Raw genomic sequence first — 24,243 nt, 5'->3', positions numbered from 1 at the left:
ACAGGTAACTAGAGCAATCAGATTGATGTTTTAGTGAGAAATAAATTAGGAATGAGGAAGTCAGTGGCATGCCACTGCAACAACTGAGGTAATTATGGCTAAATTAAGAAGTGCAACAACAACAGAAGGTCGCAAACGTGCTGGGGCGCGTGCTTTATGGCGTGCAACAGGGATGACAGATAAAGACTTTGGTAAGCCAATTATCGCTGTTGTTAACTCGTACACTCAGTTTGTACCAGGGCACGTTCATCTTAACCAACTCAGTGAGCTAATGGCCGAAACCATCACCGAAGCGGGTGGTGTACCAAAAGAATTTAATACCATTGCAATCGATGATGGTATCGCAATGGGTCACGGCGGCATGCTGTATTCACTCCCATCGCGTGATTTAATTGCTGACTCAGTGGAATACATGGTTAATGCACACTGTGCCGATGCCATGATCTGTATTTCTAACTGCGACAAAATCACCCCAGGGATGATGCTGGCAGCACTGCGTTTAAATATCCCCGTTATTTTTGTATCAGGTGGTCCAATGGAGGCGGGTAAAACACGCCTTGCTGATATCGACATTAAACTTGATTTAGTGGATGCCATGGTAAAAGGCGCAGATACCTCAGTAAGCGATGAAGACTCAGACAAAGTTGAGCGCTCTGCCTGTCCTACTTGTGGTTCATGTTCGGGCATGTTCACTGCCAACTCAATGAACTGCTTATTAGAAGCGATTGGCTTGGCACTGCCGGGTAACGGTACCATACTTGCAACGCATAAAGACCGTAAACAACTTTACGTTGAAGCGGGTGCGCGCATTGTTGATTTATGCCGTGAGTATTATCAAAAAGATAATGCAGCAGTATTACCGCGTGCTATTGCTAATCGCACTGCCTTTATGAATGCCATGGTGGTTGATATTGCCATGGGTGGTTCATCAAATACGGTTTTACACTTATTAGCTGCAGCGCAAGAGGCAGGTGTTGATTTTGATATGTCGCACATCGATGCGCTTTCTCGCAAAACTCCTTTCCTTTGTAAAGTGGCACCCGCAACCAATAAATATCACATTGAAGATGTACACCGCGCTGGTGGCATGATGGCAATTATTCGTGAATTAGGTAAGGCAGGCCTTGTCGATTTATCTGTTGATCACGTGGCGGGTCATACTATGGCTGAAATGGTGACTAAATGGGATGCGACTGACCCTAATAATGAAGTGGCGCAAAAATTCTATAAAGCAGGCCCAGCGGGTATCCGTACAACAAAAGCAATGAGTCAAGAATGCCGCTGGCCAGAACTTGATAATGACCGTGAAAACGGCTGTATCCGCAGTGTTGAAAATGCCTTTCGTCAAGATGGCGGCTTAGCAGTACTATCAGGTAACTTAGCCCTTGATGGCTGTATTGTTAAAAGTGCCGGTGTCGTTGAAGAAATGCTGCACTTTGAAGGCCCCGCAGTTGTATACGAATCACAAGATGATTCAGTTGAAGGGATTCTTAACGGTGAAGTGAAAGCGGGTGATGTGGTTGTTATTCGCTACGAAGGACCCAAAGGCGGCCCAGGCATGCAAGAAATGCTGTATCCAACGAGTTACTTAAAATCAATGGGCTTAGGTGAAAAATGTGCGCTTATCACAGATGGTCGTTTCTCGGGTGGTACATCAGGTTTATCCATTGGTCACGTTTCACCAGAAGCAGCAAGCGGTGGGGCAATCGCCTATGTTGAAAATGGCGATAAGATAGTGATTGATATTGCAACCCGTGAAATCACCTTAGCCCTGTCTGATGAAGAGCTTGAAGCGCGTAAACAAAAGCAGCTAGCACGCGGTAAAGATGCGTATAAACCACTGGACCGTGATCGCTATGTTTCATCTGCACTTAAAGCTTATGCGTTACTTGCAACCAGTGCAGACAAAGGGGCTGTGCGCGATTTAGCAAAACTTGAGGAGCTCAGTTAATTATGGTTTCTCAAGAGCTCGATTATTTTCGCGCTATCATTCAAGCGAACATGGAGCCGCTTGCAAAAGTCACCGAGGTCAGCGAAATGGCTGATCTTAGTGCACGGCTAGGCAACCATGTGTGGTTAAAGCGTGAAGACCAACAACCGGTTTATTCATTTAAACTTCGTGGTGCCTTTCATAAACTGAGCAAGTTGCCAAAAGGCTCTGATGTGATCACCGCTTCAGCGGGTAACCATGCGCAAGGTGTCGCACTCAGTGCCTCATTTTTAGGGCATAAAGCAACGATTGTAATGCCAGTCACAACACCAGAAATTAAAGTGAATGCAGTGCGTGCGTTAGGTGGTGAAGTGGTATTACACGGCCATCATTTTGATGCAGCAAAAGCCCATGCTTTAGAGCTTACTGAGCAGCGTAATGGGGTGTTTGTGCCACCGTTTGATGATCCCGATGTGATTGTTGGCCAAGGTACGGTTGCCCGTGAATTAATGCAGCAACTGAATGACCTTGATGCCGTCTTTATTCCTGTTGGCGGTGGTGGCTTACTTGCAGGCATGGCTGTGTATATAAAGTCGTTACGTCCTGATATCAAAGTCATTGGTGTTGAAGCTGATGAGAGTGCTTGCCTAAAAGCCGCGCTTGAAGCAGGCAAGCCCGTTGAGCTTGATCGTGTTGGTAGCTTTGCAGATGGCGTAGCCGTAAAAGTTATCGGCACAGAAACGTTTCGTTTAGCACAAAAATTTTGCGATGAGGTTGTCACTGTAACGGGCGATGAAATCTGCGCCGCAATGCAAGATATCTTTGTTTCAACCCGCGCTATAGCGGAGCCTTCAGGGGCGCTATCAACAGCGGGTCTGAAAAAGTGGTGCCAACAAAATGGGGTGAAAGGCTTAAACGTGGCTGCGATTTTATCGGGTGCGAATTTAAACTTTGACCGCTTACGTTATGTTGCTGAGCGAACGGCGCTAGGTGAAAAGAACGAAGCACTCCTTGCTGTGACGATTAAAGAAGAGAAGGGCAGCTTTAAGCAGTTTTGTAACTCGTTAGGCGGCAGGGCCATCACCGAGTTTAATTATCGCTATGCAGGTCCTGGCGAAGCGCAAATTTTTGTCGGTATTGCACTAAGGCAAGGCCAACAAGAGCTTGATGAGCTAAAAGCGGCACTGACAGAAAATGATTATACATTTTGCGATCTATCAGATAACGAGCTGGCTAAATTGCATATTCGTTATATGGTGGGAGGTAAAGCGCCAGCCCAACTTCATGAGCGATTACTGCGCTTTGAGTTTCCTGAATACCCAGGTGCATTAGCACGATTCTTAGATACCCTTGGTAGCAATTGGAATATCACTTTATTCCATTACCGCAATCATGGTGGATCGATTGGTAATGTGCTGGCTGCCTTTGCGATTGAACCGAGTGATTATGAGGTATTCAATGAGCATTTGAACCGTTTGGGATACAACGTTCAAGATGAAACGAACAATCCATGTTTCACCCAGTTCTTAACTAGCCAAGGTCAAGAATTGAGTGAAGTCAAAGCAGCTAATCAGTAACTAAATATAATCAAGACTGCTAATGAGGAGTCTTGATTTTCCCTCTATTTTTCCTATAGTTAATGCACGGTTTCAAGCAAGGATGTTGCGTGCAAGGTATAAAAGGCCTACTAGGGTTAACCTGTTTAATGCTCTCTATGAGCGCACAATGCGCTGATAAAGTTAGCCTACAACTAAAATGGACTCACCAGTTTCAATTTGCAGGCTACTATATGGCTGCAAAAAAAGGCTTTTATAAGGAAGCGGGCCTCGATGTTTCCATAATACCTGCCGATCCGAATGCGCCAGATACCTTCCCAAAACTGTTAAGTGGCGAAGCCGATTTTGCCATCACTCACTCAGGCATATTACAAAAGCGCCAGCAAGGCGCGCCAGTTGTTGCCCTTGGAGCCATACTGCAGTTTTCGCCATATTGTTGGATGGTAAAAAATAACTCAGATATTTTTCAGCCCAGAGACTTTGCTGATAAGAAGCTTAGTAAAATCGGTTCAGTTGAAAATGCAGAGTTATTGGTAATGTTGCAACGCGCGGGGCTTGATCAACAAAGTTTAATAGCTGCAAGTCATGAAGGGGGCATTGAACAGTGGCTTGCCGGTGACTTAGATGCGGTGCAAGTTTATGTCACCAATGAGCCCTACACGATGACATTACAAGGAGTGGGTCATCGACTCATTTGTCCGCAAAAGTTTGGTTTGAATGTGTATGGTGATATTTTATATACCAGCGAAGCAATGGTTGAAAAAAATCCAGATATCGTTGAGCGCTTTTATCATGCAAGTATTAAAGGCTGGCGTTACGCGTTATTACATTTAGAAGAGAGTATTGCCGTTACTCAACATGATTATGCTATTCATAAAAGCTTACAAGAGCTTGCTTATGAAGCAAATGTATTAACGAGTTATATTAAGCCGCCAGGCGTAAATCTTGGCAGTATGTCGATGGCAAAGTGGCGTTTAATTGCTGAACTATATGGCCTAGATCAAACCGAGTTTGACCGCGCGTTTAAAAACTTTATGTATCAACATCAAGACGATGGCGGCTTTGAATTATCTTGGATGCTTATTCTAGCTATTGTACTGAGTATTTTATGCATCCCTCTTTATATCCGTTTAATCAGCAGTGGTAGGCGTTAAAGGGTGAAAAACTGTTATAATCACTTTTATTTTTTGTCGTTTAGAAGTTATGACGCTTGCTCAGCAATTTATTGCCTTAGATACGCTGCTTTTTAAAACTCGCCAATACTGGCAATGCACCGCCTTCGATTTTGATGATCTTCCTTGGCCTGAATTAGCCAACTTACTATGGACGCTGGATGACCAACAAGTTAGCGAGCTTGATGCCGATCAGCCAGCTTTATATCGTTATTTTGCTGAGGCAATTGAGGGCATCGACCAGTTGGCTCTGTTGTGTGAACTGCCAGCGATCAGTACTGCCCGTAATGAGTTTCCGTTTTGGATAAGTAATGGCATTAAAGGTCGTAAATTTGAGCAACTACAAGACTTTGTTGCAGCGATTAGTCAGCAGTCATTAAACCGGCCTGTTTTAGAGTGGTGTGCAGGTAAAGGGCATTTAGGTCGTATGCTGGCATTCAATGGTGCGCCAAGTGTACATAGCATTGAGCTGCAACAGCACTTATGTGAACAAGGCCAGCACAGCGCTACACAACAGCACTTGGCAATGCAGTTTTCACAAGCTGATGTATTAACCGACAATACCGATGATTTTTTTGAAAGCCAGCAGCATGCTGTGGCTCTCCATGCCTGTGGTCGTTTGCATCAAACATTTATGCAGCAAGCAAGCAAAGCGAAAACCCAGCAAATCAGCTTTTCACCATGCTGTTATCATTTATTCACAGATAACGCTTATCAAGCAATGAGCGAGCCAGCAAAACAAAGTCAGCTTGCGCTTACGCATCGTGATTTAAAACTGGCACTACAAGAAACGGTAACGGCACCGAGTCGCGTCGATAAGGTAAGAAAAACAGAGGTTGAATGGCGTCTTGGGTTTGATGCGTTACGTAAATCAATCACTGGTGAATTACACTATGTGAGTGTGCCGTCAGTGAACAAGGCAATCTTCTCTGATTCTTTTGAATCATTTTGTTTATGGGCGGCTGAGAAAAAATCATTACCCCTACCTAAAGGTATTGATTACAATGAATTTTTAGAGGTAGGCAAAAAGCGCAAAAGGGTCACCGAGCGAGTTGAACTCGTCCGACATGTGTTCAGAAGGGCAATTGAAGTTTGGCTCGTGCTCGATCGTGCTTTATATTTGCAACAACAAGGATATCAAGTAACGGTGAGCACGTTTTGCGAGAAACAACTGACACCAAGAAATATCTTGATCCAAGCTAATTATTAAAAACCGTAAAGAGGCGCAATGAGAAAGTTAAAAAATTTATTCGAAAATAATAGACGTTGGGCAGCACGTACGAGTGAAAATGACCCTGAGTTTTTTAAAATTCTATCAATGCAGCAAAATCCAGAGTACTTATGGATCGGTTGTTCTGACTCGCGTGTACCTGCAAACGAAATCGTAGACTTGTTACCGGGTGAGTTATTTGTCCACCGTAACGTAGCAAATGTGGTTGTTCATACCGACCATAACTGCCTTTCAGTGATGCAATACGCTGTTGAAGTGCTAAAAGTAAAGCACATCATGGTAGTAGGTCACTATGGCTGTGGTGGTGTACAAGCGGTATTAAACGAAGCACGTTTTGGCTTAATCGATAACTGGCTACGCCATGTGGGTGATGTAAAAGAAAAACATATCGAACAACTCAATGCATTACCTGAGCAAGAGCGTTTAAATAGCTTGATCGAACTAAACGTTATCGAACAAGTGCGTAACGTATGCCGTACTAATATTGTGCAAGATGCTTGGGCGAAAGGCCAAGAGTTAACAATTCATGGTTGGGTGTATGGTTTAGCAAATGGTCATTTGAACGACCTAGAGTCGGTCGTAACCTGTGCTGAAGAAGCCAGTGATACCTATGGCATTGCAGTAAAGCGCGTTTTTGAACGTGTTGCTGAAAAAAGCTAATAACCAAAACTAGCTAGATAGAAAAAAGGAGAGCGAATTCGCTCTCCTTTTTTATTGTTCGTCTTGTTTGCTAGCAAGTTGTTGCTCTAATAAAGCCACTTTTTCTTCAAGCTCAGTGAGTTTTTCACGAGTACGAATAAGTACTTGGCTTTGAATATCAAATTCATCACGGCTTACAAAGTCCATCTCAGCAAGTTTGTTTTGAATAGCTTGCTTGGTTTTACCTTCGACTGTTTCGGCAAGGTTTTTCACGCCTTGCGGCATGTTATCGGTGATTTGCTTAGCGATTTCTTCAAGTTTTGCTGGGTTGATCATCTTCGTCCTTTGAGTCACGTAAAAAAACAATCTTACCTTATTGGCTAGGCGTAGTGTAGTGATTACGGTAAAATTGCCCGTCCTGTCTTTGGATAATTTCTTTAGGGGCTTATGAAACTCAACCCAAAACAAGATGAAGCGGTAAAGTATATTAGTGGGCCGTGCTTAGTATTAGCCGGTGCGGGCTCAGGTAAAACGCGTGTTATTACTAATAAAATCGCTTACTTGGTGCAAAAGTGTGAGTATCAAGCACGCAATATTGCTGCGGTAACCTTTACCAATAAAGCGGCAAAAGAAATGCGTGAGCGTGTAACGCAAACACTTGGCAAGCAGGAGTCGAAAGGCTTATGGGTTTCAACGTTTCATACCCTTGGGCTTGAGATCATCAAAAAAGAGTTAACGACGTTAGGTTTTAAACCTGGGTTCTCATTATTTGATGATCAAGATACCAACCAGCTATTAGCTGAACTGACCGAAGAAGAGCTTAAAAAAGACAAAGATCTACTCAACCTTCTGAAGATGCAAATAGGTAGCTGGAAGAACGAATTGATTCTACCAGAGCGTGCTATTCGCGAAGCCCGTGAGCCACAAAAAGCGTTGTTTGCTCAGCTGTATGCGCGTTATCAAAATCAATTGCGTGCTTACAACGCCCTTGATTTTGATGATCTGATCATGATCCCTACCTTATTGTTAGGCCAAAATGCTACGGCACGTGAACGTTGGCAACAGCGTTTTCGTTACTTGCTGGTGGATGAGTATCAAGATACTAATACCAGTCAGTATCAACTGGTTAAGCTATTGGTGGGTGAACGCGCTCGTTTTACCGTGGTAGGCGATGACGACCAGTCTATTTACTCTTGGCGTGGTGCTAAGCCACAAAACCTTGTGCTATTGAGTAAAGACTTTCCGGGCTTGCGTTTAATTAAGCTTGAACAAAATTACCGAAGTGCTGGGCGAATTCTTAAAGCGGCGAATATTTTGATTGCCAATAATCCTCATGAGTTTGATAAAAAGCTATTCAGTGAGCTAGGTTATGGTGAGCCTATTAAAGTGATTGGCTGTCGTGATGAAGAGCATGAATCTGAACGAGTGGTCGCTGAGATCATTTCACATAAATTTATGAAGCGCACCAGCTATAAAGATTACGCGATTTTATACCGTGGTAACCATCAAGCGCGTGTGTTTGAAAAAGCACTCATGAGCAACCGCATTCCTTATAAGATCAGCGGCGGCATGTCGTTTTTCTCTCGTTCAGAAATCAAAGACATCATGGCGTATTTACGTTTGTTAGTGAACCAAGATGACGACAATGCCTTTTTACGTATTGTAAATACGCCTCGCCGTGAGATTGGTACGGTGACACTGGAAAAGTTAGGCACCCTAGCTAATGAAAAACACATTAGTTTATTTGCTGCCTGTTTTGAACCTGAGCTTGCGCACCGATTAAAAGGGCGTGGCTTTAATGCCTTAGCTGGCTTTGCTCGCTGGGTGGTTGAGCTTTCTGATAATGCGGTACGGGGCGATACCCTTGAAGCTGTAAAAGAGTTAGTTAGGCAAATTAATTACGAAGCATACCTATATGAGTCGTCACCGAGTGCAAAAGCCGCTGAAATGCGCATGAAAAACGTCTCTGAACTTTATCGTTGGATCACCGATATGTTAACAGGGGACGCAGACAATCCACCGCTGAACCTTGCTGAGGTGGTCAGTAAACTGACCTTGCGCGATATGCTTGAGCGCAACGAAGAAGAAGATGAATCTGATGCGGTACAATTGCTGACTCTGCATGCTTCAAAAGGTTTGGAGTATCCGTATGTGTTCATGGTAGGCATGGAAGAGGGCTTATTACCGCACCAAGTGAGTATTGATGAAGATAACGTTGAAGAAGAGCGTCGTCTTGCTTATGTAGGGATCACGCGTGCTCAGCAAGAGCTGGTCATGACCTATGCTAAGTTACGCCGTCAATTTGGTGAAACCTCAGACACAGAGCTGAGTCGCTTTGTGCAAGAATTACCACAAGATGATCTAGCCTTTGAAGCGAAGAAACCACCGTCTTCACAGGCTGAGCGTATGGAGAAAGGCCAAGCACGAGTCGCTAATCTAAGAGCCATGCTTAAGAAGTAATACTTTGTACTGTTTGTGAAAAAGGACTAAAAGGGGCTAGGGCGTGTTGTTTGCCTATAAACAAGGATAAACCGTGCTTATCTAACAAGGTGCGGTAGTTAAAAATCGATGGCCCCTTGGCGATTACCTGAATATTTTGGATATTCGTAATGGCCAACACGCCTTGCAATTGTAGGTGATAATTATCTTGTTGGAGCACACGTTTACTGAAAGTAGAACTAAGTAGTAAGTAATCAAAGTTAAACTCAGTCAGTAAATTAAGCTCACATCTGTCTTTTGCGAACTCGTTTAGTCCTACCGAAAACCCTTGTTCAATTAAGCTTTTTAAGTTTTCAATTTGTACCGCAGATGCATAACGTATTTCTTGCTCATTAAATAACAAACACATTCTCTGTGCGTTGTGTGCATTTAATAATTGGCGTAACGATTGAAAATTAATACGTTCTAACACTAAGCCTGAACAGGGGAAGAGTACTTTTTGTAAGTTAGCATTATGGGCTAATTCGAAAGCTTGTTTTAATAAGCTAAGCTCCACTTCGAAATGTTGAACTTTATCGGTTGCAAACTTTTTCAATACCTCAAAACTGGTACTGCCAAGCACGGGGTGTTCACCAAATGCTTCCAATAATGACTCAGCTCTAGATTCCTCATTGAGTGTGATGATTTCTGCGCTTCTAAAATGCATTGGCAGATCATCAAGATGATGCATACTCTCGGTTTCATGTTGAGAAGTGGTTGTTTTCAATAAAGGGTGGAAGCACTCAAAACGATTACGCCCTGCATTTTTTGCATAATACATCGCAGCATCTGCATCACGAATAATTTCATCGGTATGTTTATAACTTGCTTTTGAGTAAGTAATGCCAATACTTGCGCCACTTTGAACGCACTGACCTTTCATGCAGAAAGGTTTTTTCATTATCTCAATAATACGTTTTGCAACATCTTCTGCTTGCTGTCTTTCGGTTAAATGATTTAACAGTACCACAAACTCATCACCGCCTAGGCGAGCTAATAAGTCGTGCTCTCTTATACAATGTGAGAAAGACTCGGCAACACCAATTAAAAATTGATCCCCTGCTTGGTGACCAAGTTGATCATTTATATCTTTAAATTTATCTAAATCAATAAATAAAACCGCAAATTGTTGCTCAGGATAACGTTGATAATGTTGTAATGTTTTTTCAAGTTGAGTTAAGAATAAGCTACGATTGGGCAAGCTGGTTAGTGAGTCATGATGTGCATCATGATATAGCTGTTGTTCTATTTTTTTACGCTCTTCAATTTGCATTTGTAAATGCATATTTGCTTGGCGGAGTTCTTTCGTTTTTTCTGTAACCCGTTGCTCAAGTTTTTGGTGGCTCAGCTTTAACTCTTGGCTTGCTAAATGAGCCTGAATTACGCTTGCTATTTGATGTGATACAAAAGTAATTAATTCGCAATCATCTTGGCTAAATTCATGTTTATTACAATAAGCTTGGCAAACAATAAGACCAATGACCCCTTGTGACGTTTTTAGTGGTGCGCCTAACCAACTGGTTGCTCTTCTTTGTGGTGGGACATCGATAGGGCGTTCAATGACGCCTAGTTTTATTAAATCTTTTGCTCTTTGCTCATCTATCACTTGGCACTTTTCTGTACTAAGTACTAATTCACTGTAGCCTTTGGCGAAAGGCCTAGGTTTTGCGTTGTCATTAAATTCATCGACGCAATAGGGGAAGCTTAACCAATTAGTTGTTTGATCATACAAGGCAATGTATAGGTTATCGGCATAGGTGATGGTTTTAATAATTTCATGCACATGGGCATAGACGTCTTCAACGTTTTTACTCAAAGTTGCCAGCTCTGAGATTTTGAATAAAATTTGTTGGCGATCGAGTGCTTTTTTACGTTGTAAAATTTCATCATTTAAAGCTTGGTTACTTTGCGTCAGTGCACGGGTGCGAATTTTTACTTCAGACTCAAGTAACTCGCGTTTTTTCACCCGTTCGATTGCTGTTGCAAGGTAAAGCGACATGACTTCTAGTAGTTCTATTTGCTGCTCTGTATAGTTTTGTGCCTTGTCATAACTTTGCGCGACCATGACACCAATGATGGCTTTCTCACGGTAAACGGGTACGCCTACCCAATGCTCTGCTGGCGTGCCGTATGCTTTAAACAACCCCTTCTCAACGGCTTCTTGTGTTTGCTGTTTAGAAAAATAGCTTGTTTTGCCGTGCTTAAATACGTACCCAGTTAAACCATCTTTGAAGAAATGTTCATATTTTAGAGGGACAGACAGGCCATCTTTTTCATCGGCAAAATAAGAAAGTTCAAGGTTATCTGTAACAGGGTTATTTAGTACGACATAAAAGCTTTTACTGGGTATAAAGTCTTGAAGAATATTATGAATAGCAGGGTAGAGCAGGGTTAATTCGGCAACAGTACTTGCTTGCTCTGAAAGTTGTAGTAGAGCATGCTGCAAGTGATGTGATTGCTTATATTTCTTTATAAGCGATTTTAAGCGAGCATTTTTATGGGCTAGCTTTTCAATGTGTGTTGCTGAATCTTCCAATGATTTAGAACCAGTTATTATTTTTGTTTATTTATTGTTCTCTATAGTTCCACTTTTTTCGTAGATCGTCAAGTAGATGATGGTCTCTATTAGTAGTGAAGATATGCGATTATAGGTACGAATTGCTTGGGTTTGAGAGGAGTTAAAGAGCAAAAAAAAGGGCTTAACAGAGTTAAGCCCTTCATCGTTATTTATTTAGCAATTATTTGCTAGTCATAAAGTCGATTGCTGCACTGATTTCTTCATCAGAACAGTCCATACACGTCCCTTTCGGCGGCATGGCATTGAAACCATTGATTGCGTGATCTAATAAGGTATCTTTACCTTTCGCAATTCGAGGAGCCCAGTCATCTGCTGATTTAGGTGCGCCAAGAGCACCTGTGCCGTGACATGCAAAACATGCGGCTTGATAAACTTGTTCACCAGAACGTGGACCTGTTGGCTCAGCAGCTGCAGCCGCTTTATCACCTTCTAGATATACAGAACCAATTGGCGCTAGACGCTTTTTAATGGCATCTTCAGTCAAAGAGTTGTCATATGCTTGCGCATATGCCGTTGTTGCTAGCAGTAATAATGCAGCTGATAGTTTTTTCATTTTGCCTTGCTCACTTCGATTTGAACGTGATCAATCACGATATATATGACGGAAATTAGAACGATTATAACGCTAAGCCACAATTTATAAAATGATCTGAAAGGCTTTTTCTTTATAAAAAGCGTCATTTTTTGCGTTAGCGCAATAAAAATTAGCTGCTTAAATAGCGCACTATGCCAATTCGAGTACTTTTTTAACGAGTTTTTGAATCCCTGCATCAGCATCTAATAAACTCTGCGCTAACATATAGGCGGGTGTGGTGACGACTTTATGTTGCTCATCAATAACAATATCGTCAACAGCACACGCTTGGTGATCGCCGCCTAGCTTTTCGATGGCAGAGGCTGTGTCTGTATCATTACCAATGGTTGTTTTAACACCTTGACCGTAAATAAGAGGTAGCATAGCGGGCGCAATACACATATAACCTGCGGCTTTATTAGCTTTAACAAAATCTGTACAGGCTTTTAGTACGTCATTTTGCACCTGAGCTGCAGGGCCTTTTACTGCAAAGTCAGATAGATTTTTAGCGGCACCAAAGCCACCTGGGACAATTAACGCATCAAATTCATTTATCTTTAACTCTGTAATTGCTTTTATATCACCACGAGCTATGCGAGCAGCTTCTACTAACACATTACGGTTAGGTGCCATTTCTTCACCGGTTAAATGGTTGATTGTGTGTAGTTGGTCAATATCGGGTGCAAAGCATTGATAAGATGCACCTGCTTTTGCAATGTGCAACAGGGTAAGTACTGCTTCGTTAATCTCTGCGCCATCGTAAACACCGCAACCTGCTAAAATAACAGCCACTTTTTTCATTTGATATCTCTCCTTAATGCAACTGGGTTTAGTGTAGCAAGTATCTAAGTAAGACCACAAAATAAAATAATTTTGTCGTTAAAATGCTCGCAACATACGATGAATCGCTGTTTATGCCTTTTCATAAAATACTAACGTTAAAAAAAGTATAAAGGATCGCTATGATCTTTGATCCATTGTGCTAGAATACTCCTCCGGTTATGGAAAGGGACGTTATATTCGTTGTCGAATAGACACAGGACGTGAATAGATAAAACCGTTTTCCACATTGGGTAAAATAATAAAAAAAGAACCTCGTATTATCTTTTTTAAATAAAAACATAAACTTACATAAAATTCCTAAGTGTAAATCTTCTTCGGGAGGATTGCTTGTGGGTTTTATCTACAAAGTTATCCACAGCTTGCTATTATAGAAACCGTTATTGGTTAATAATTCACAGTCGTTTTCTTCATAGCCTTATGGCATGCTTACAGACAATTTAATGTTATTCAATTAGGATCCAATTTCACCATGGCTCAGATCCCTGAAAATCCACTTGTTCTTGTTGATGGTTCTTCTTATTTATTCCGTGCATATCATTCGCCACCACACCTTACTAACTCAAAAGGTGAAGCGACAGGCGCAATCTATGGCGTAGTTAATATGCTGAAAAGTTTGATCAAACAATATGATCCATCACACATGGTGGTAGTGTTCGATGCCAAAGGTAAAACCTTTAGAAATGACATGTACAGCGAATATAAAGCCAACCGCCCACCAATGCCGGATGACTTACGCACACAGATCGCACCACTGCATAACATTATTAAAGCAATGGGTTTTCCACTTATTAGTATTGAAGGTGTTGAAGCGGATGATGTGATTGGTACCTTTGCACGTATTGCCTCTGAACAACAACGTCATGTGCTGATCTCCACGGGCGATAAAGACATGGCGCAGCTTGTTAATGAGCACGTAACGCTTATTAACACGATGACCGATAGCATTTCAGATCCAGAAACCGTGGTTGAGAAGTTTGGCGTGGGGCCTGAGCTGATCATTGATTACCTTGCCTTAATGGGCGACAAAGTCGATAACATTCCTGGTGTTGATGGTTGTGGTCCAAAAACGGCGGTGAAATGGCTACAAAAATATGGATCATTACAAGGGGTGATTGATCATGCTAGTGAAATCAAAGGCAAGATTGGTGAAAAGCTTGCTGCAGCACTTGATCATCTACCACTTAGCTATGAACTAGCGACGATTAAATGTGATGTTGAGGTTGAATCGGAGCTTGAAAATTTCAAACTACAAGAGCCTAATCGTGATGAACTGATTGCACTCTACGGCGAATGTGAATTCCGCCGTTGGTTGGCAGAACTACTGGATAACCCTAAAGACGCTGACACACACTTGGATGTGCCAACAGAAGCTAACGAACTACCAAAAGTCGCTGATGCACACTACGAAACTATTTTAACTGAAGAGCAACTTGATACTTTAGTAAAGCAATTAAATGACGCTGAACTTTTTGCTTTTGATACTGAAACAACCAGCCTTGACTATATGCAGGCGCAATTGGTTGGCATGAGCTTTGCGGTTAAAGCGGGTGAAGCAGCGTACATTCCAGTTGCTCACGATTACCCTGATGCGCCTGAGCAATTAAGCTTAGAAACCGTTATGGCAAAAATTGGCCCAATCCTCGCGGATGAAAACAAAGCCAAAGTCGGACAAAATCTTAAGTACGATAAAAGCGTATTAGCTAACGTCGGCTTTGAATTAAACGGTATTAAGTTCGACACTATGTTGGAGTCGTATGTTTTTAATAGTGTGGGTAGCCGTCATGATATGGACTCGTTGGCACTTAAATACCTAGGCCATAAAAATATCAGCTTTGAAGATATCGCAGGCAAAGGTAAAAAACAGTTAACGTTTAATCAAATTGAGCTAGAAAAAGCGGCGCCGTATGCCGCAGAAGATGCTGATATAACACTTCGTCTTCACCAAGTGCTATGGCCAAAAATTGATGCTGACAGCCAATTAAAATCAGTCTTCGAAGACATTGAGTTACCACTCGTTTCTGTGCTGTCTGATATTGAACGTACCGGTGTAGCGATTGATAGTAATATGCTTGCTGCTCATAGCCAACGCTTAGGCGAACGCCTGTTAGAGCTTGAGCAAGAAGCTTATGATATGGCTGGTGAAAAGTTTAACTTAGGCTCGCCTAAGCAGCTGCAAGCAATTTTGTTTGAAAAGCTAGCACTTCCCGTTATTAAGAAAACACCAAAAGGCGCACCTTCAACAGCTGAAGAAGTATTGCAAGAGCTGGCTCATGACTATCCGTTACCTAAGGTGATTATCGAACACCGTGGTTTATCTAAACTAAAATCAACGTACACAGATAAACTACCGCTAATGGTTAATGAACGCACAAAGCGAGTACATACCTCTTACCATCAAGCAGTAACAGCAACAGGGCGCTTAAGCTCAACGGATCCTAACTTGCAGAATATTCCAATTCGTTCGGAAGAGGGACGTCGTATTCGTGAAGCCTTTGTTGCTGCAAAGGGGCATAAGATAGTGGCTGCGGATTACAGCCAAATTGAATTACGTATCATGGCGCATTTATCACAAGATAAAGGTCTACTTACCGCGTTTGCTAATGGTTTAGACGTACACAGTGCAACGGCCGCAGAAGTCTTTGGGGTAAATCTTGAAGACGTAACCAGCGATATGCGCCGTAAAGCAAAGGCTGTTAACTTTGGTTTAATTTACGGTATGTCGGCGTTTGGCTTATCACGTCAATTAGATGTACCACGTCATGAAGCACAGCATTATATTGATAAATACTTTGAGCGTTTCCCAGGTGTGCTTGAGTACATGGAAACAACCCGTGAAAAAGCAGCTGATAAAGGCTATGTAGAGACTATTTTTGGTCGCCGATTACATTTACCAGAAATCAACGCAAGAAACGGGGCTCGTCGTAAAGCGGCAGAACGCGCTGCTATCAATGCACCAATGCAAGGCACCGCTGCTGATATCATCAAAAAAGCGATGCTGAAAGTTCACCAGTGGGTAAACGCACAAGCTGAAGGTTCTGTTAAATTACTTATGCAAGTACACGATGAATTAGTGTTCGAAATTAAAGAAGAATCTGTGGACGATTATAAAGCAGAAATTTGTAAGCTAATGTCTGAAGCCGCCACGCTTGATGTACCACTGATTGTTGAAGCCGACAGTGGTGACAACTGGCAACAAGCTCACTAATCGCTGAATTAGGAGCCGCGAGTATAAAATACAAGTGGCTCTGCAGGATTAAAATGTAGTCGCGGGTTTATCCCGCGCTTTCACTTTTATAGATTTCGCGACATACAATCACTCCTCCCAGTTTGGCCGACTTACAGCCACAAGATCACTCACGTAAATGATTAAGTACTTCACGGCAAAACGACTCCTTATAAAGGAAAAGTTACTTACGCCACACGTTGAATAACCGATAATGTAAAACGGCTTTCATTGTAAAATTAAAGTTAACAAGAAAAGACCGTTTTATCGTTTCGTTATATGTTTATCAATTCGTGTTTTTTAGTAGCAGATTTAATTTATTTTTAACTGAGTATTTGCTAAAGTCCGCGCCGTCCTCATCCTGTAGGACATCCTGTTGATGATGCATCTGAAAAGATGCAACGTATTGATAGCTTCTCCCCAGTTTGCTATACCGACTCACTCCTTGTTGAGTGAGTCGCTTTTTCTTTGTCTTATCATACAATTCATTGCACAAATTAACCTAGATGATACCATCAAAAGTGATTCTTATTTACTTTCGAAGGAATGCGTTATGTTTAAATCTATGGCAATTGCTGCCTTTTCATTATCGAGTTTATTAGTTGCCCCTTTAGCCAGCGCAAACTGGCAAGTTAATAATGAGCAAAGCAAAGTGAGCTTTGTCTCTATCAAGAAGAATTCAATCGCTGAAGCACACCATTTTAAAAAGCTATCAGGAGGCTTGAACGAGCAAGGTCAATTAAAATTAATGATTGATTTGACGTCTGTTGAAACTCTCATTCCAATTCGTAACGAGCGTATGACTAAATTACTGTTTGAAACACATGAATTTCCAAACGCAATTTTGACGGCAGATCTCAGTAAAACACTTGCAACCCTTAAACCAGGCCAACATGTACTAAAAGGTTTAAAGGCTGAATTAGACTTTCATGGTAATAAGAAAGAGTTAACGATTGATGTACTTGCTAATATGTCACCGAAAGGCGATGTAACCGTATCATCTCTTACGCCAGTTATTATTAATGCAAGTGATTTCAAAGTAACAGAAGGCATCAGCGAATTACAAAAGCTAGCGGGTTTACCATCCATTGCAACAGCTGTCCCTGTTACTTTTTCGCTCACGCTTGATAAAGAAAAGTAATGCAATCGCTTGCTGAGTTAGAAGCCGCCCTTCAGACACCCGATAAACCGTTTGATCAATGGCAGCCACAAAGTTGTGGGCAATTGCCAATAACGATTGATGCGCAAGGGCGGTGGTTTTATGCCGGCAGTGAAATAAAACGCGAGGCAATGGTTAAACTCTTTGCCTCCGTGCTTTGCCAAGAAGCTGACAGCTATTTTTTAAAAACGCCTGTTGAGAAAATGGCTATCACAGTCGATGATGTCCCCTTTATTATTGTTGATTGGCGTTTTGAAGAGACTGAACAAGGTCGTGCGCTTTGCTGTGTTGATAATTTACAGCGCAACTGGTTGGTATCAGAAAAACAGCCATTAGAGCTACGTGAATTTGCTGGGGTGAGTGTACCTTACTTACAATTGGCCCATGGCTTGGCTGCAAGGGTATCGAGAAAGGTGTATTATCAGTGGGCGGAAATAGCCTGCTCAGACGAGCAGGGCTATTACATAGAATCATTAGCCAAGCGTTATTACTTAGCCTGATTGGTTACGCTTCTGGTTGTTCTTCAGACTCAGGTGCTTGAGCTTCAATTGGTCCTAAAAACCACTCATCTAGCTTTTTAGCAACTTCAGGTAAGCCTGTGCCTTTTAGTGAAGAGAAGGCATGAACTGTAATATCACCCTCTAAGCTACTTAACTCACGGCGAACGTGTAAAACTTGCGCTTTGCGTGCGCCTTGTTTGAGTTTGTCGCACTTGGTTAATAGTGCCAGCACTGGAATTTCACTGCCCACAGCCCAGTCGATTAAGTCACGGTCTAAATCTTTTAACGGATGGCGAATATCCATTAAAACAACGATACCTTTTAAGCTTTGACGCTTTTGTAAGTATTCACCTAGCGACTTTTGCCATTTTTTCTTCATTTCGATAGGAACTTTAGCGAAACCGTAACCCGGTAAGTCGATAAGGCGTTTATCGGCATCAAGTTCAAAGGTATTGATCAACTGAGTACGACCTGGTGTTTTAGAAGTACGTGCTAATTTTTGATCTGTTAAGGTATTAAGGGCACTTGATTTACCCGCATTCGAACGACCAGCAAACGCGACTTCAATCCCCGTATCAGCAGGTAAGCGTGAGATATCAGGTGCGCTAGTAACAAAGGACGCAGTATTATATTTGATACGAGATTTGAGCACAGGCTCTCCTAGTCTTTTAAAAATAATGGTAGTCAGTGGCCTAAATCCACTCAAGGCTCGTATTTTATACTATTAAAGCAGCATTCAAAAGCGTATTTAAGAGTGCTAAGCTGGCTTTGAATGAGGAAAATTTCTAGGTAGAAACTTAATCTAAGTCAAATCCCTATAAATTATGAGCTTAATGTGGGCAGAAAACGTGCCAGAGAATTTATTATCGTGTAGAATATAGAAATCACAACATCCATATTGTAGATGATACAGGGTCGGAAACAGAGAATTCACCATGAAAAAAATAGCACTATCTTTAACTATATTGCTTGGTACGTTGTCAGCAAGCAACGCAACAGCATTTGATGGCGATGTAAACGCAGGTAAAGAGAAATCGGCAACGTGTGCGGCTTGTCACGGCCCAGACGGTAATGCACCGGTTACTATCTACCCTAAAATTGCAGGCCAACACGCAGATTATATCTATAAACAATTACAAGAGTTTAAATTAGGTATGACATCTGGTGGCAAAGAAGGTCGTATGGATCCAGTCATGAGTGGCATGGCAATGCCACTTAGCGATCAAGACATGAAAGATCTAGCAGCTTACTTCTCTTCTTTAAATATGTCTGAAGGTACAACACCTAAAGATGTAGTCGAAGTAGGTCAACAGCTTTATAAAGCAGGCGATGCTGAGCGTGGCATTCCAGCATGTGCGGCGTGTCACGGTCCTCGTGGTAACGGCACGTCACTTGCTAAATTCCCGAAAGTTTCGTTTCAACATCCTGAATATATTAAGTCGCAACTTGAAAAGTTCCGTGATGGCACGCGTAATAACGACTTAAACGGTATGATGCAAGACATCGCTAAAAAACTAACAGATAAAGACATCGAAGTGCTTTCAAAATACTTAGGTGGCTTACACTAAAGTCTGATTGCGAGCTGTATTGCTTCGCACTAAAATTTATTTAGTTTGGAAAAAGCAGCGTAAGCTGCTTTTTTTATCTTTATCCTGTGTCGAAATATCCTACTCTTGTGTGAGACATTGACCATACCTTGGTGTGAGCTAAGTCTTATTTTTATTTTATCTTTAAATGTAACTTATTGTTATTGAATGAAATGAGCTTGTTTCAATATCTTCAATGTAAGAAAAGTTATATAAATTAGTTGTAACAAAATTATTAATAAGTAAATTAACCACTGTCGCTGAAACAATAAAACAACATGGACAATGTTAATAAGGAAAGTCATTGCGGCGAATCTTTAGGGGTAGACACTGGTTAGGTGTCCTAAAGGAAATAACAAAAAAGTGTCAGGATTGACCGAGAATAATAAAAGCTCATGGAAGTTTAATAATAAAAACAAAATGGAATGCTACACGGAAGGTAAAAATAATAACAAAATGGAAAACAATAATAATAAAAATAATAAAGACTAAAAAAGTCGAAGGGAGAAGTGTCCAGATAACTGGCGCTCAGATTAGTAGGCGGTAGAGATGTTTTCTCTACCGCCTTTTTATTTGTCCTGTTACAATAGCCCCCGTTTATACGATAAGTATAAAAAGTGCGCAGGTTATCGTGTTGACCAATATCATCCGCACACACCAAATTCTTCTGGTTATGCCAGCATTACAATGCCTAGAGGCGTTGTGCACAACCTCTTAAGTGAGACGATCAAGATATGAGTAGAAAGAAAAAGTCGCGTAAAATTCCATCGAATGGTCCAGTACGTCTAAGTAAAGAAAAGCTTAGAGAAATGCGCGCATTAAAAGAGCAGCGAGTAAAGAAAACAAAAGGGGCAAAAGCCGGTACTCGCAATGCACCTGATGCTTTAAAAGATGATAAAGCGACAACAAACAGTCAGCCTAAAGATAAGCGAACGGGCAGTAAAAAGCCTGTTTCATTGGTGGCACCAAAAGCTGAACCAAAAGTTGAAATGAAACGTAACTTAAAACCAATGGTTGAGCTCAAAAAGGTGAATGAGCCTGAGTTAACGCCAGAGCAAGAGTTAGAAGCACTTGAAAGTGACGAGCGCCTGCTTAAGCTTGTTGAGCGTCATGAACGTGGCGAGTTACTAACAGGCAAAGATGCCAAATACTTTAACAGCCGTATTGCGCGTCACCAAGCGCTCTGTGAGCTTTTAGGTATTGAAGATGAAGATGATGATTACGAAGACGACTTTGAAGATGACTTTGACGCTGAAGGTGAGTCTGATTTTGATAAGTACCTATCAGATGACTTAGCCAACGAATGGTTTGATGAAGACGATGAGGATGAGCGATGAGCACGAGCTTGATTATTGCCATAGTAATTGGTGCGGCAATTATCGCAGGGCTTGCGTTTTATGCAGGACAACTTCTGTATAAATTAAAAGAGCAAAATAAGCTGATCGCCAAGAAGCAGGCTGAGCATGAGCAGCAGCTTGCAGCATCAAAAATGAAACGTAACGCAAAATTGGCTGATAGCATTCACTTGATAGCGCGTGCTATGAATGAAGAGCAGTGTGAATTTTCAGAAGGCTGCTTACGTATCTGGGTATTGATGTCTCAATACAGCTTTGCTGAAGAGTTCGAGTTGAGTGAGCGCTATCCTGGCATTTTTAAAATGTACGAAGTGGTCAAAGATATGCCAACTCACGATGCCCGTAAAAAATACTCTAAAAAAGAGGTTTTCAAGATGGATACAACTCGTTGGCGTGCAGAAGAACAACATAGCGACGAGATAAAAGCAGATTGTGCACGTTTGATCGAAGAATTTAAAGCTGCACCTGGCAGTGAAAACGTCGTATTCAATTAAGCGGGTTGGTAAAGCCGTTATAAAAAAGCAGAGCATTTTATTGCTCTGCTTTTTAGTTTGGGCGTGAAAATATCAAATAACCCGTGAAAAACGTGTTTGTTTGATTTGTTGTTGTAAGTGCGCATCAAAGCACATACAAATAATACGAATAAATAAGTTACCACGTGCAGTGACCGTGATTTTATCTTGGCTAACTGACACTAAACCATCAGCACGTAATGGCTCGAGAGCGAGTAGAGCTTCACTGAAATAGCTTGTAAAGTTAATTTTAAACTGCTGCTCGATTACAGGAATATCAAGCTCAAACTGACAAATCAGTTGTTTTATTACAGCTGCACGCAAGGTATCGTCATCACTGAGTAAAACACCTTTACATACCGCGCTGCCAAAATCTTCTTGCACAGCTTTATAATAGTGCTTAAGCTCTTTTTCATTTTGTAAAATGGCATTGCCAATTTGCGAAATTGACGACACACCTAAGCCTAATAAATCACATTGACCATGCGTGGTGTAGCCTTGGAAGTTGCGGTGTAACTGACCTTCGTTTTGTGCAATAGCGAGCTCATTATCTTTACGGGCAAAGTGATCCATACCGATAAACTGATAGCCTGCAGCTAACATCTGCTCAAGCGTATTTTTAAACATTGTGAGCTTGTCACTAGCAGACGGTAAGTCGGCATCCTTAATTTTACGCTGCGCTGCAAATCTATCTGGTAAATGAGCATAGTTAAATACCGAGACGCGATCTGGGTTTAATTCAATTAACTGCGCAATCGTCTCTTTAAAGCTCTCTGGAGTTTGTAGTGGCAAACCGTAAATCATATCTGCATTAATTGATTTGAAGCCAAGCTTACGAGCCTCACTGATTAAACCTTTTACTGACTGCACGCTTTGCGGGCGATTAACTGCCAGCTGTACAGCATCATTGAAATCTTGAATACCAAACGAGACACGATTGAAGCCAAGCTTGCGCAGGTGTACTAGCATGTCATCAGCTAAAGAACGAGGGTCAATTTCAATACCGCGCTCGGCATCATCAGCAAAATTAAAGTGCTGCTCAACCAACGCCATTAAACGGCTCATTTGCTCTGCCGATAGAAAGGTTGGTGTTCCCCCCCCTAAATGCAGTTGTTCAACGCTATAATCAGCAAATAGCGTTGCCTGCTCAGCAATCTCAAGCGCCAAGTTATCCAGGTATAAATCGGCTTTCGATTGATGACGAGTGATCACTTTATTACAACCGCAGTAATAACAAAGCTGACTGCAAAATGGGATATGGATATACAAAGATAAAGAACGGCTCTTCGAGGCCGCAATCGCATTGATCATATCTTGTTGTTTATAACCATCAGCTAAAGACAATGCGGTGGGGTAAGAAGTGTATCTAGGCCCAGAAATATTGTATTTGTTGATCAAAGATTGATCCCAGCTTGGTAAATTTATCACAGTCAGCACTCCGCAATTAATAGAGTGACCATTTTAACGAGTTTACTCATTCTGCTATTTGATCTAGGACAATATCGACGCCTACAAACTAGCCAGCATAGCAGAGGTAATTGAAAAATAGATAAGTTTACTATTTGAGCAGTTAGAGTATTGATTGTTAAAATAAAGAGTTTTGCTAGTGACAAGGCTAAAAAAAGTTTTTATACTGCAACCCGCTTTAGAGACTTATGTCTACAAACGCATCTAAAAAATTAGCTTTCGCTAATAGCATGGCCCCTTAGCTCAGTTGGTTAGAGCACACGACTCATAATCGTTAGGTCCCCAGTTCAAGTCTGGGAGGGGCCACCATTTTTACAGGCTTTCCAAGTAACCACCTACTAACAGAAATTACCCAAACTATTTTTACAATAATTTACGAGCTGTATTGGCTTTTGACCAACAAGAACATTCAAGTATAGAAAGTAATCAAAAATTGATGTCCCCTTTTTCTTTTATTAACGAGGGAATGTTATGTCAACTGAAAAAATGATCGAACGAAATAATAGGTGTATTGCGCGATAAAATCAGAAATGCAGATACAAAAACCGTTATGGGCTGTGTTGCGATTGCAACGAGCGCGGATATGTTATCTGGTGCAAAACTATCTAAGTCACAATATAGTCATATTGTTAATAACCCTCAGCGATGTAATTTAATTAAAATCGCTTTATATAAAGATTTAACTAGATTAATAACAGAGAAAGCTATACCCAAATTATTATCTGCTGCAGATCCAACTTCAGATTTATCTGAAGTAGCTTTTATGTCCGAAGCATTAGCTGATGCTGCTGGCAAGACTTTAGAATTAAAAACTGGTATACCTGCATTTAAAACAGTAGCTGTTTTGAATGCATTAAGTGCAGGTATTCAAATTAAAACCATGTGGGATATACAGGCGATTGAAAGTAGCTTTGCGCAAAGTCCCATGCAGTTTGAAAAGTTATTCGCCGATTGGAGAAGCTGGAATATCGCAGAGCGTTATCAGGTGGCACAATGAAAAAGTTTTTAGTTTTATTATTACCAAGTACATGCTTTGCACAGTTTTCAGATTTATCTTTGTGTGAGGATAAGCAAACTATGCTAGGTATGGACTTTTATGATAAGTGCGTAGGTGTAGCAGACGCCTCTGTACAAAAGTTAAAGTCTGATATAACAGCGAAGCAACTTTATGATTACATCACAATGGGCATCAAAGATGTGAACGCTTTGGAAAAACACCTTTCTGATGACTTGATTGGTATAGTGCACGCATTAATATCGATTGACCCAAACCCGCTTTATTACACGACTGTTGGTAATAATATTTTAGTGAACACAAGAGAAGGGCTAAATATTTTTGAAAAGCATGATGGCTACTGGTTGCAAAAGTTAGTATCAAATAGACCTCGTGAGGAATATGATTCATCCGAAAACTAATTCCATATTGAATAATCATTTAAG

Annotated in this window: 20 protein-coding genes and 1 tRNA gene; 15 read left to right on the top strand and 6 right to left on the bottom strand. The window is 41.4% G+C overall.

Going from position 1 to position 24,243, the window contains the following annotated elements:
- Nucleotides 1–94 precede the first annotated feature (94 nt).
- The 5 genes from ilvD (at nucleotide 95) to can (ending at nucleotide 6,549) form a co-directional block, all read left to right on the top strand.
- Nucleotides 95–1,951: a dihydroxy-acid dehydratase gene (gene ilvD / locus L3V41_RS05140; RefSeq protein ID WP_237127250.1), complete on the top strand. Its 1,857-nt coding sequence runs from the start codon at nucleotides 95–97 to the stop codon at nucleotides 1,949–1,951.
- A 2-nt stretch (nucleotides 1,952–1,953) separates the two neighbouring features.
- Nucleotides 1,954–3,507 carry a threonine ammonia-lyase, biosynthetic gene (gene ilvA, locus L3V41_RS05135; RefSeq protein ID WP_062568499.1) on the top strand — a complete coding sequence of 518 codons (1,554 nt, stop codon included), beginning with the start codon at nucleotides 1,954–1,956 and terminating at the stop codon, nucleotides 3,505–3,507.
- Between the two features lie 128 nt (nucleotides 3,508–3,635).
- Nucleotides 3,636–4,640, top strand: coding sequence for an ABC transporter substrate-binding protein (locus L3V41_RS05130; protein ID WP_237127274.1), 1,005 nt, complete (start codon nucleotides 3,636–3,638; stop codon nucleotides 4,638–4,640).
- 49 nt (nucleotides 4,641–4,689) lie between these two features.
- Nucleotides 4,690–5,868, top strand: coding sequence for a methyltransferase (locus tag L3V41_RS05125; protein WP_062568500.1), 1,179 nt, complete (start codon nucleotides 4,690–4,692; stop codon nucleotides 5,866–5,868).
- An 18-nt stretch (nucleotides 5,869–5,886) separates the two neighbouring features.
- Entirely contained in the window at nucleotides 5,887–6,549 is a 663-nt protein-coding gene (gene can, locus L3V41_RS05120) for a carbonate dehydratase (protein WP_062568501.1), read from the top strand.
- A 51-nt stretch (nucleotides 6,550–6,600) separates the two neighbouring features.
- On the opposite strand, the gene L3V41_RS05115 is transcribed toward can, so the two are convergent.
- Entirely contained in the window at nucleotides 6,601–6,864 is a 264-nt protein-coding gene (locus tag L3V41_RS05115; protein ID WP_054561163.1) for an accessory factor UbiK family protein, read from the bottom strand.
- 111 nt (nucleotides 6,865–6,975) lie between these two features.
- Between L3V41_RS05115 and rep the strand changes: the two genes are divergently transcribed.
- The gene (gene rep, locus L3V41_RS05110) at nucleotides 6,976–8,988 is read left to right on the top strand and encodes a DNA helicase Rep (protein WP_062568502.1); all 2,013 of its coding nucleotides are present in this window, start codon (nucleotides 6,976–6,978) and stop codon (nucleotides 8,986–8,988) included.
- Here rep and L3V41_RS05105 read toward each other — a convergent pair.
- The 3 genes from L3V41_RS05105 to elbB all read right to left on the bottom strand — a co-directional run bounded on the left by L3V41_RS05105 (nucleotide 8,978) and on the right by elbB (nucleotide 12,959).
- Nucleotides 8,978–11,542 (bottom strand): diguanylate cyclase, encoded by a 2,565-nt coding sequence (locus L3V41_RS05105; RefSeq protein WP_237127249.1) that lies wholly within the window; start codon nucleotides 11,540–11,542, stop codon nucleotides 8,978–8,980. The two genes, rep and L3V41_RS05105, sit on opposite strands and share 11 nt — an antisense overlap.
- A gap of 202 nt (nucleotides 11,543–11,744) precedes the next feature.
- Nucleotides 11,745–12,137, bottom strand: coding sequence for a cytochrome c5 family protein (locus tag L3V41_RS05100; protein ID WP_062568504.1), 393 nt, complete (start codon nucleotides 12,135–12,137; stop codon nucleotides 11,745–11,747).
- A gap of 171 nt (nucleotides 12,138–12,308) precedes the next feature.
- Nucleotides 12,309–12,959, bottom strand: a complete 651-nt coding sequence (gene elbB / locus L3V41_RS05095; protein ID WP_237127248.1) for an isoprenoid biosynthesis glyoxalase ElbB — start codon at nucleotides 12,957–12,959, stop codon at nucleotides 12,309–12,311.
- A 511-nt stretch (nucleotides 12,960–13,470) separates the two neighbouring features.
- Between elbB and polA the strand changes: the two genes are divergently transcribed.
- The 3 genes from polA to L3V41_RS05080 all read left to right on the top strand — a co-directional run bounded on the left by polA (nucleotide 13,471) and on the right by L3V41_RS05080 (nucleotide 17,883).
- Nucleotides 13,471–16,206, top strand: a complete 2,736-nt coding sequence (gene polA, locus L3V41_RS05090) for a DNA polymerase I (protein WP_237114517.1) — start codon at nucleotides 13,471–13,473, stop codon at nucleotides 16,204–16,206.
- A 571-nt stretch (nucleotides 16,207–16,777) separates the two neighbouring features.
- The gene (locus L3V41_RS05085) at nucleotides 16,778–17,365 is read left to right on the top strand and encodes a YceI family protein (RefSeq protein WP_062568508.1); all 588 of its coding nucleotides are present in this window, start codon (nucleotides 16,778–16,780) and stop codon (nucleotides 17,363–17,365) included.
- Entirely contained in the window at nucleotides 17,365–17,883 is a 519-nt protein-coding gene (locus tag L3V41_RS05080; protein WP_237127247.1) for a DUF1285 domain-containing protein, read from the top strand. Before L3V41_RS05085 ends, L3V41_RS05080 begins: the two co-directional genes overlap by 1 nt.
- A 4-nt stretch (nucleotides 17,884–17,887) precedes the next feature.
- Here the strand turns inward: L3V41_RS05080 and yihA are convergent, their stop codons facing one another.
- Nucleotides 17,888–18,535 (bottom strand): ribosome biogenesis GTP-binding protein YihA/YsxC, encoded by a 648-nt coding sequence (gene yihA / locus L3V41_RS05075; protein WP_062568510.1) that lies wholly within the window; start codon nucleotides 18,533–18,535, stop codon nucleotides 17,888–17,890.
- 283 nt (nucleotides 18,536–18,818) lie between these two features.
- On the opposite strand from yihA, the gene L3V41_RS05070 reads away from it, so the two are divergent.
- The 3 genes from L3V41_RS05070 to L3V41_RS05060 all read left to right on the top strand — a co-directional run bounded on the left by L3V41_RS05070 (nucleotide 18,819) and on the right by L3V41_RS05060 (nucleotide 21,318).
- On the top strand, nucleotides 18,819–19,451 hold the full coding sequence (locus L3V41_RS05070; RefSeq protein WP_062568511.1) for a c-type cytochrome: 633 nt from the start codon (nucleotides 18,819–18,821) through the stop codon (nucleotides 19,449–19,451).
- Between the two features lie 752 nt (nucleotides 19,452–20,203).
- Entirely contained in the window at nucleotides 20,204–20,806 is a 603-nt protein-coding gene (yihI, locus tag L3V41_RS05065) for a Der GTPase-activating protein YihI (RefSeq protein ID WP_062568512.1), read from the top strand.
- Nucleotides 20,803–21,318 (top strand): DUF2489 domain-containing protein, encoded by a 516-nt coding sequence (locus L3V41_RS05060; RefSeq protein WP_062568513.1) that lies wholly within the window; start codon nucleotides 20,803–20,805, stop codon nucleotides 21,316–21,318. The genes yihI and L3V41_RS05060 overlap by 4 nt, the downstream gene beginning before the upstream one ends.
- A 72-nt stretch (nucleotides 21,319–21,390) precedes the next feature.
- Here L3V41_RS05060 and hemN read toward each other — a convergent pair whose 3' ends face one another.
- Nucleotides 21,391–22,764: an oxygen-independent coproporphyrinogen III oxidase gene (gene hemN, locus L3V41_RS05055; RefSeq protein ID WP_237127246.1), complete on the bottom strand. Its 1,374-nt coding sequence runs from the start codon at nucleotides 22,762–22,764 to the stop codon at nucleotides 21,391–21,393.
- Between the two features lie 271 nt (nucleotides 22,765–23,035).
- Between hemN and L3V41_RS05050 the strand changes: the two genes are divergently transcribed.
- The 3 genes from L3V41_RS05050 to L3V41_RS05040 all read left to right on the top strand — a co-directional run bounded on the left by L3V41_RS05050 (nucleotide 23,036) and on the right by L3V41_RS05040 (nucleotide 24,219).
- A tRNA-Ile gene (locus L3V41_RS05050) sits at nucleotides 23,036–23,112 on the top strand.
- A gap of 202 nt (nucleotides 23,113–23,314) precedes the next feature.
- On the top strand, nucleotides 23,315–23,800 hold the full coding sequence (locus tag L3V41_RS05045; RefSeq protein WP_237127245.1) for a hypothetical protein: 486 nt from the start codon (nucleotides 23,315–23,317) through the stop codon (nucleotides 23,798–23,800).
- Complete coding sequence (locus L3V41_RS05040) at nucleotides 23,797–24,219, top strand: hypothetical protein (protein WP_237127244.1); 423 nt, start codon at nucleotides 23,797–23,799, stop codon at nucleotides 24,217–24,219. The genes L3V41_RS05045 and L3V41_RS05040 overlap by 4 nt, the downstream gene beginning before the upstream one ends.
- Nucleotides 24,220–24,243: the final 24 nt, after the last annotated feature.

The sequence above is a fragment of the Pseudoalteromonas sp. L21 genome, from assembly GCF_021728035.1.
GTDB classification, from domain to species: Bacteria; Pseudomonadota; Gammaproteobacteria; order Enterobacterales; family Alteromonadaceae; genus Pseudoalteromonas; species Pseudoalteromonas arabiensis.
This window is presented reverse-complemented; position numbering and strand designations above follow the sequence as displayed.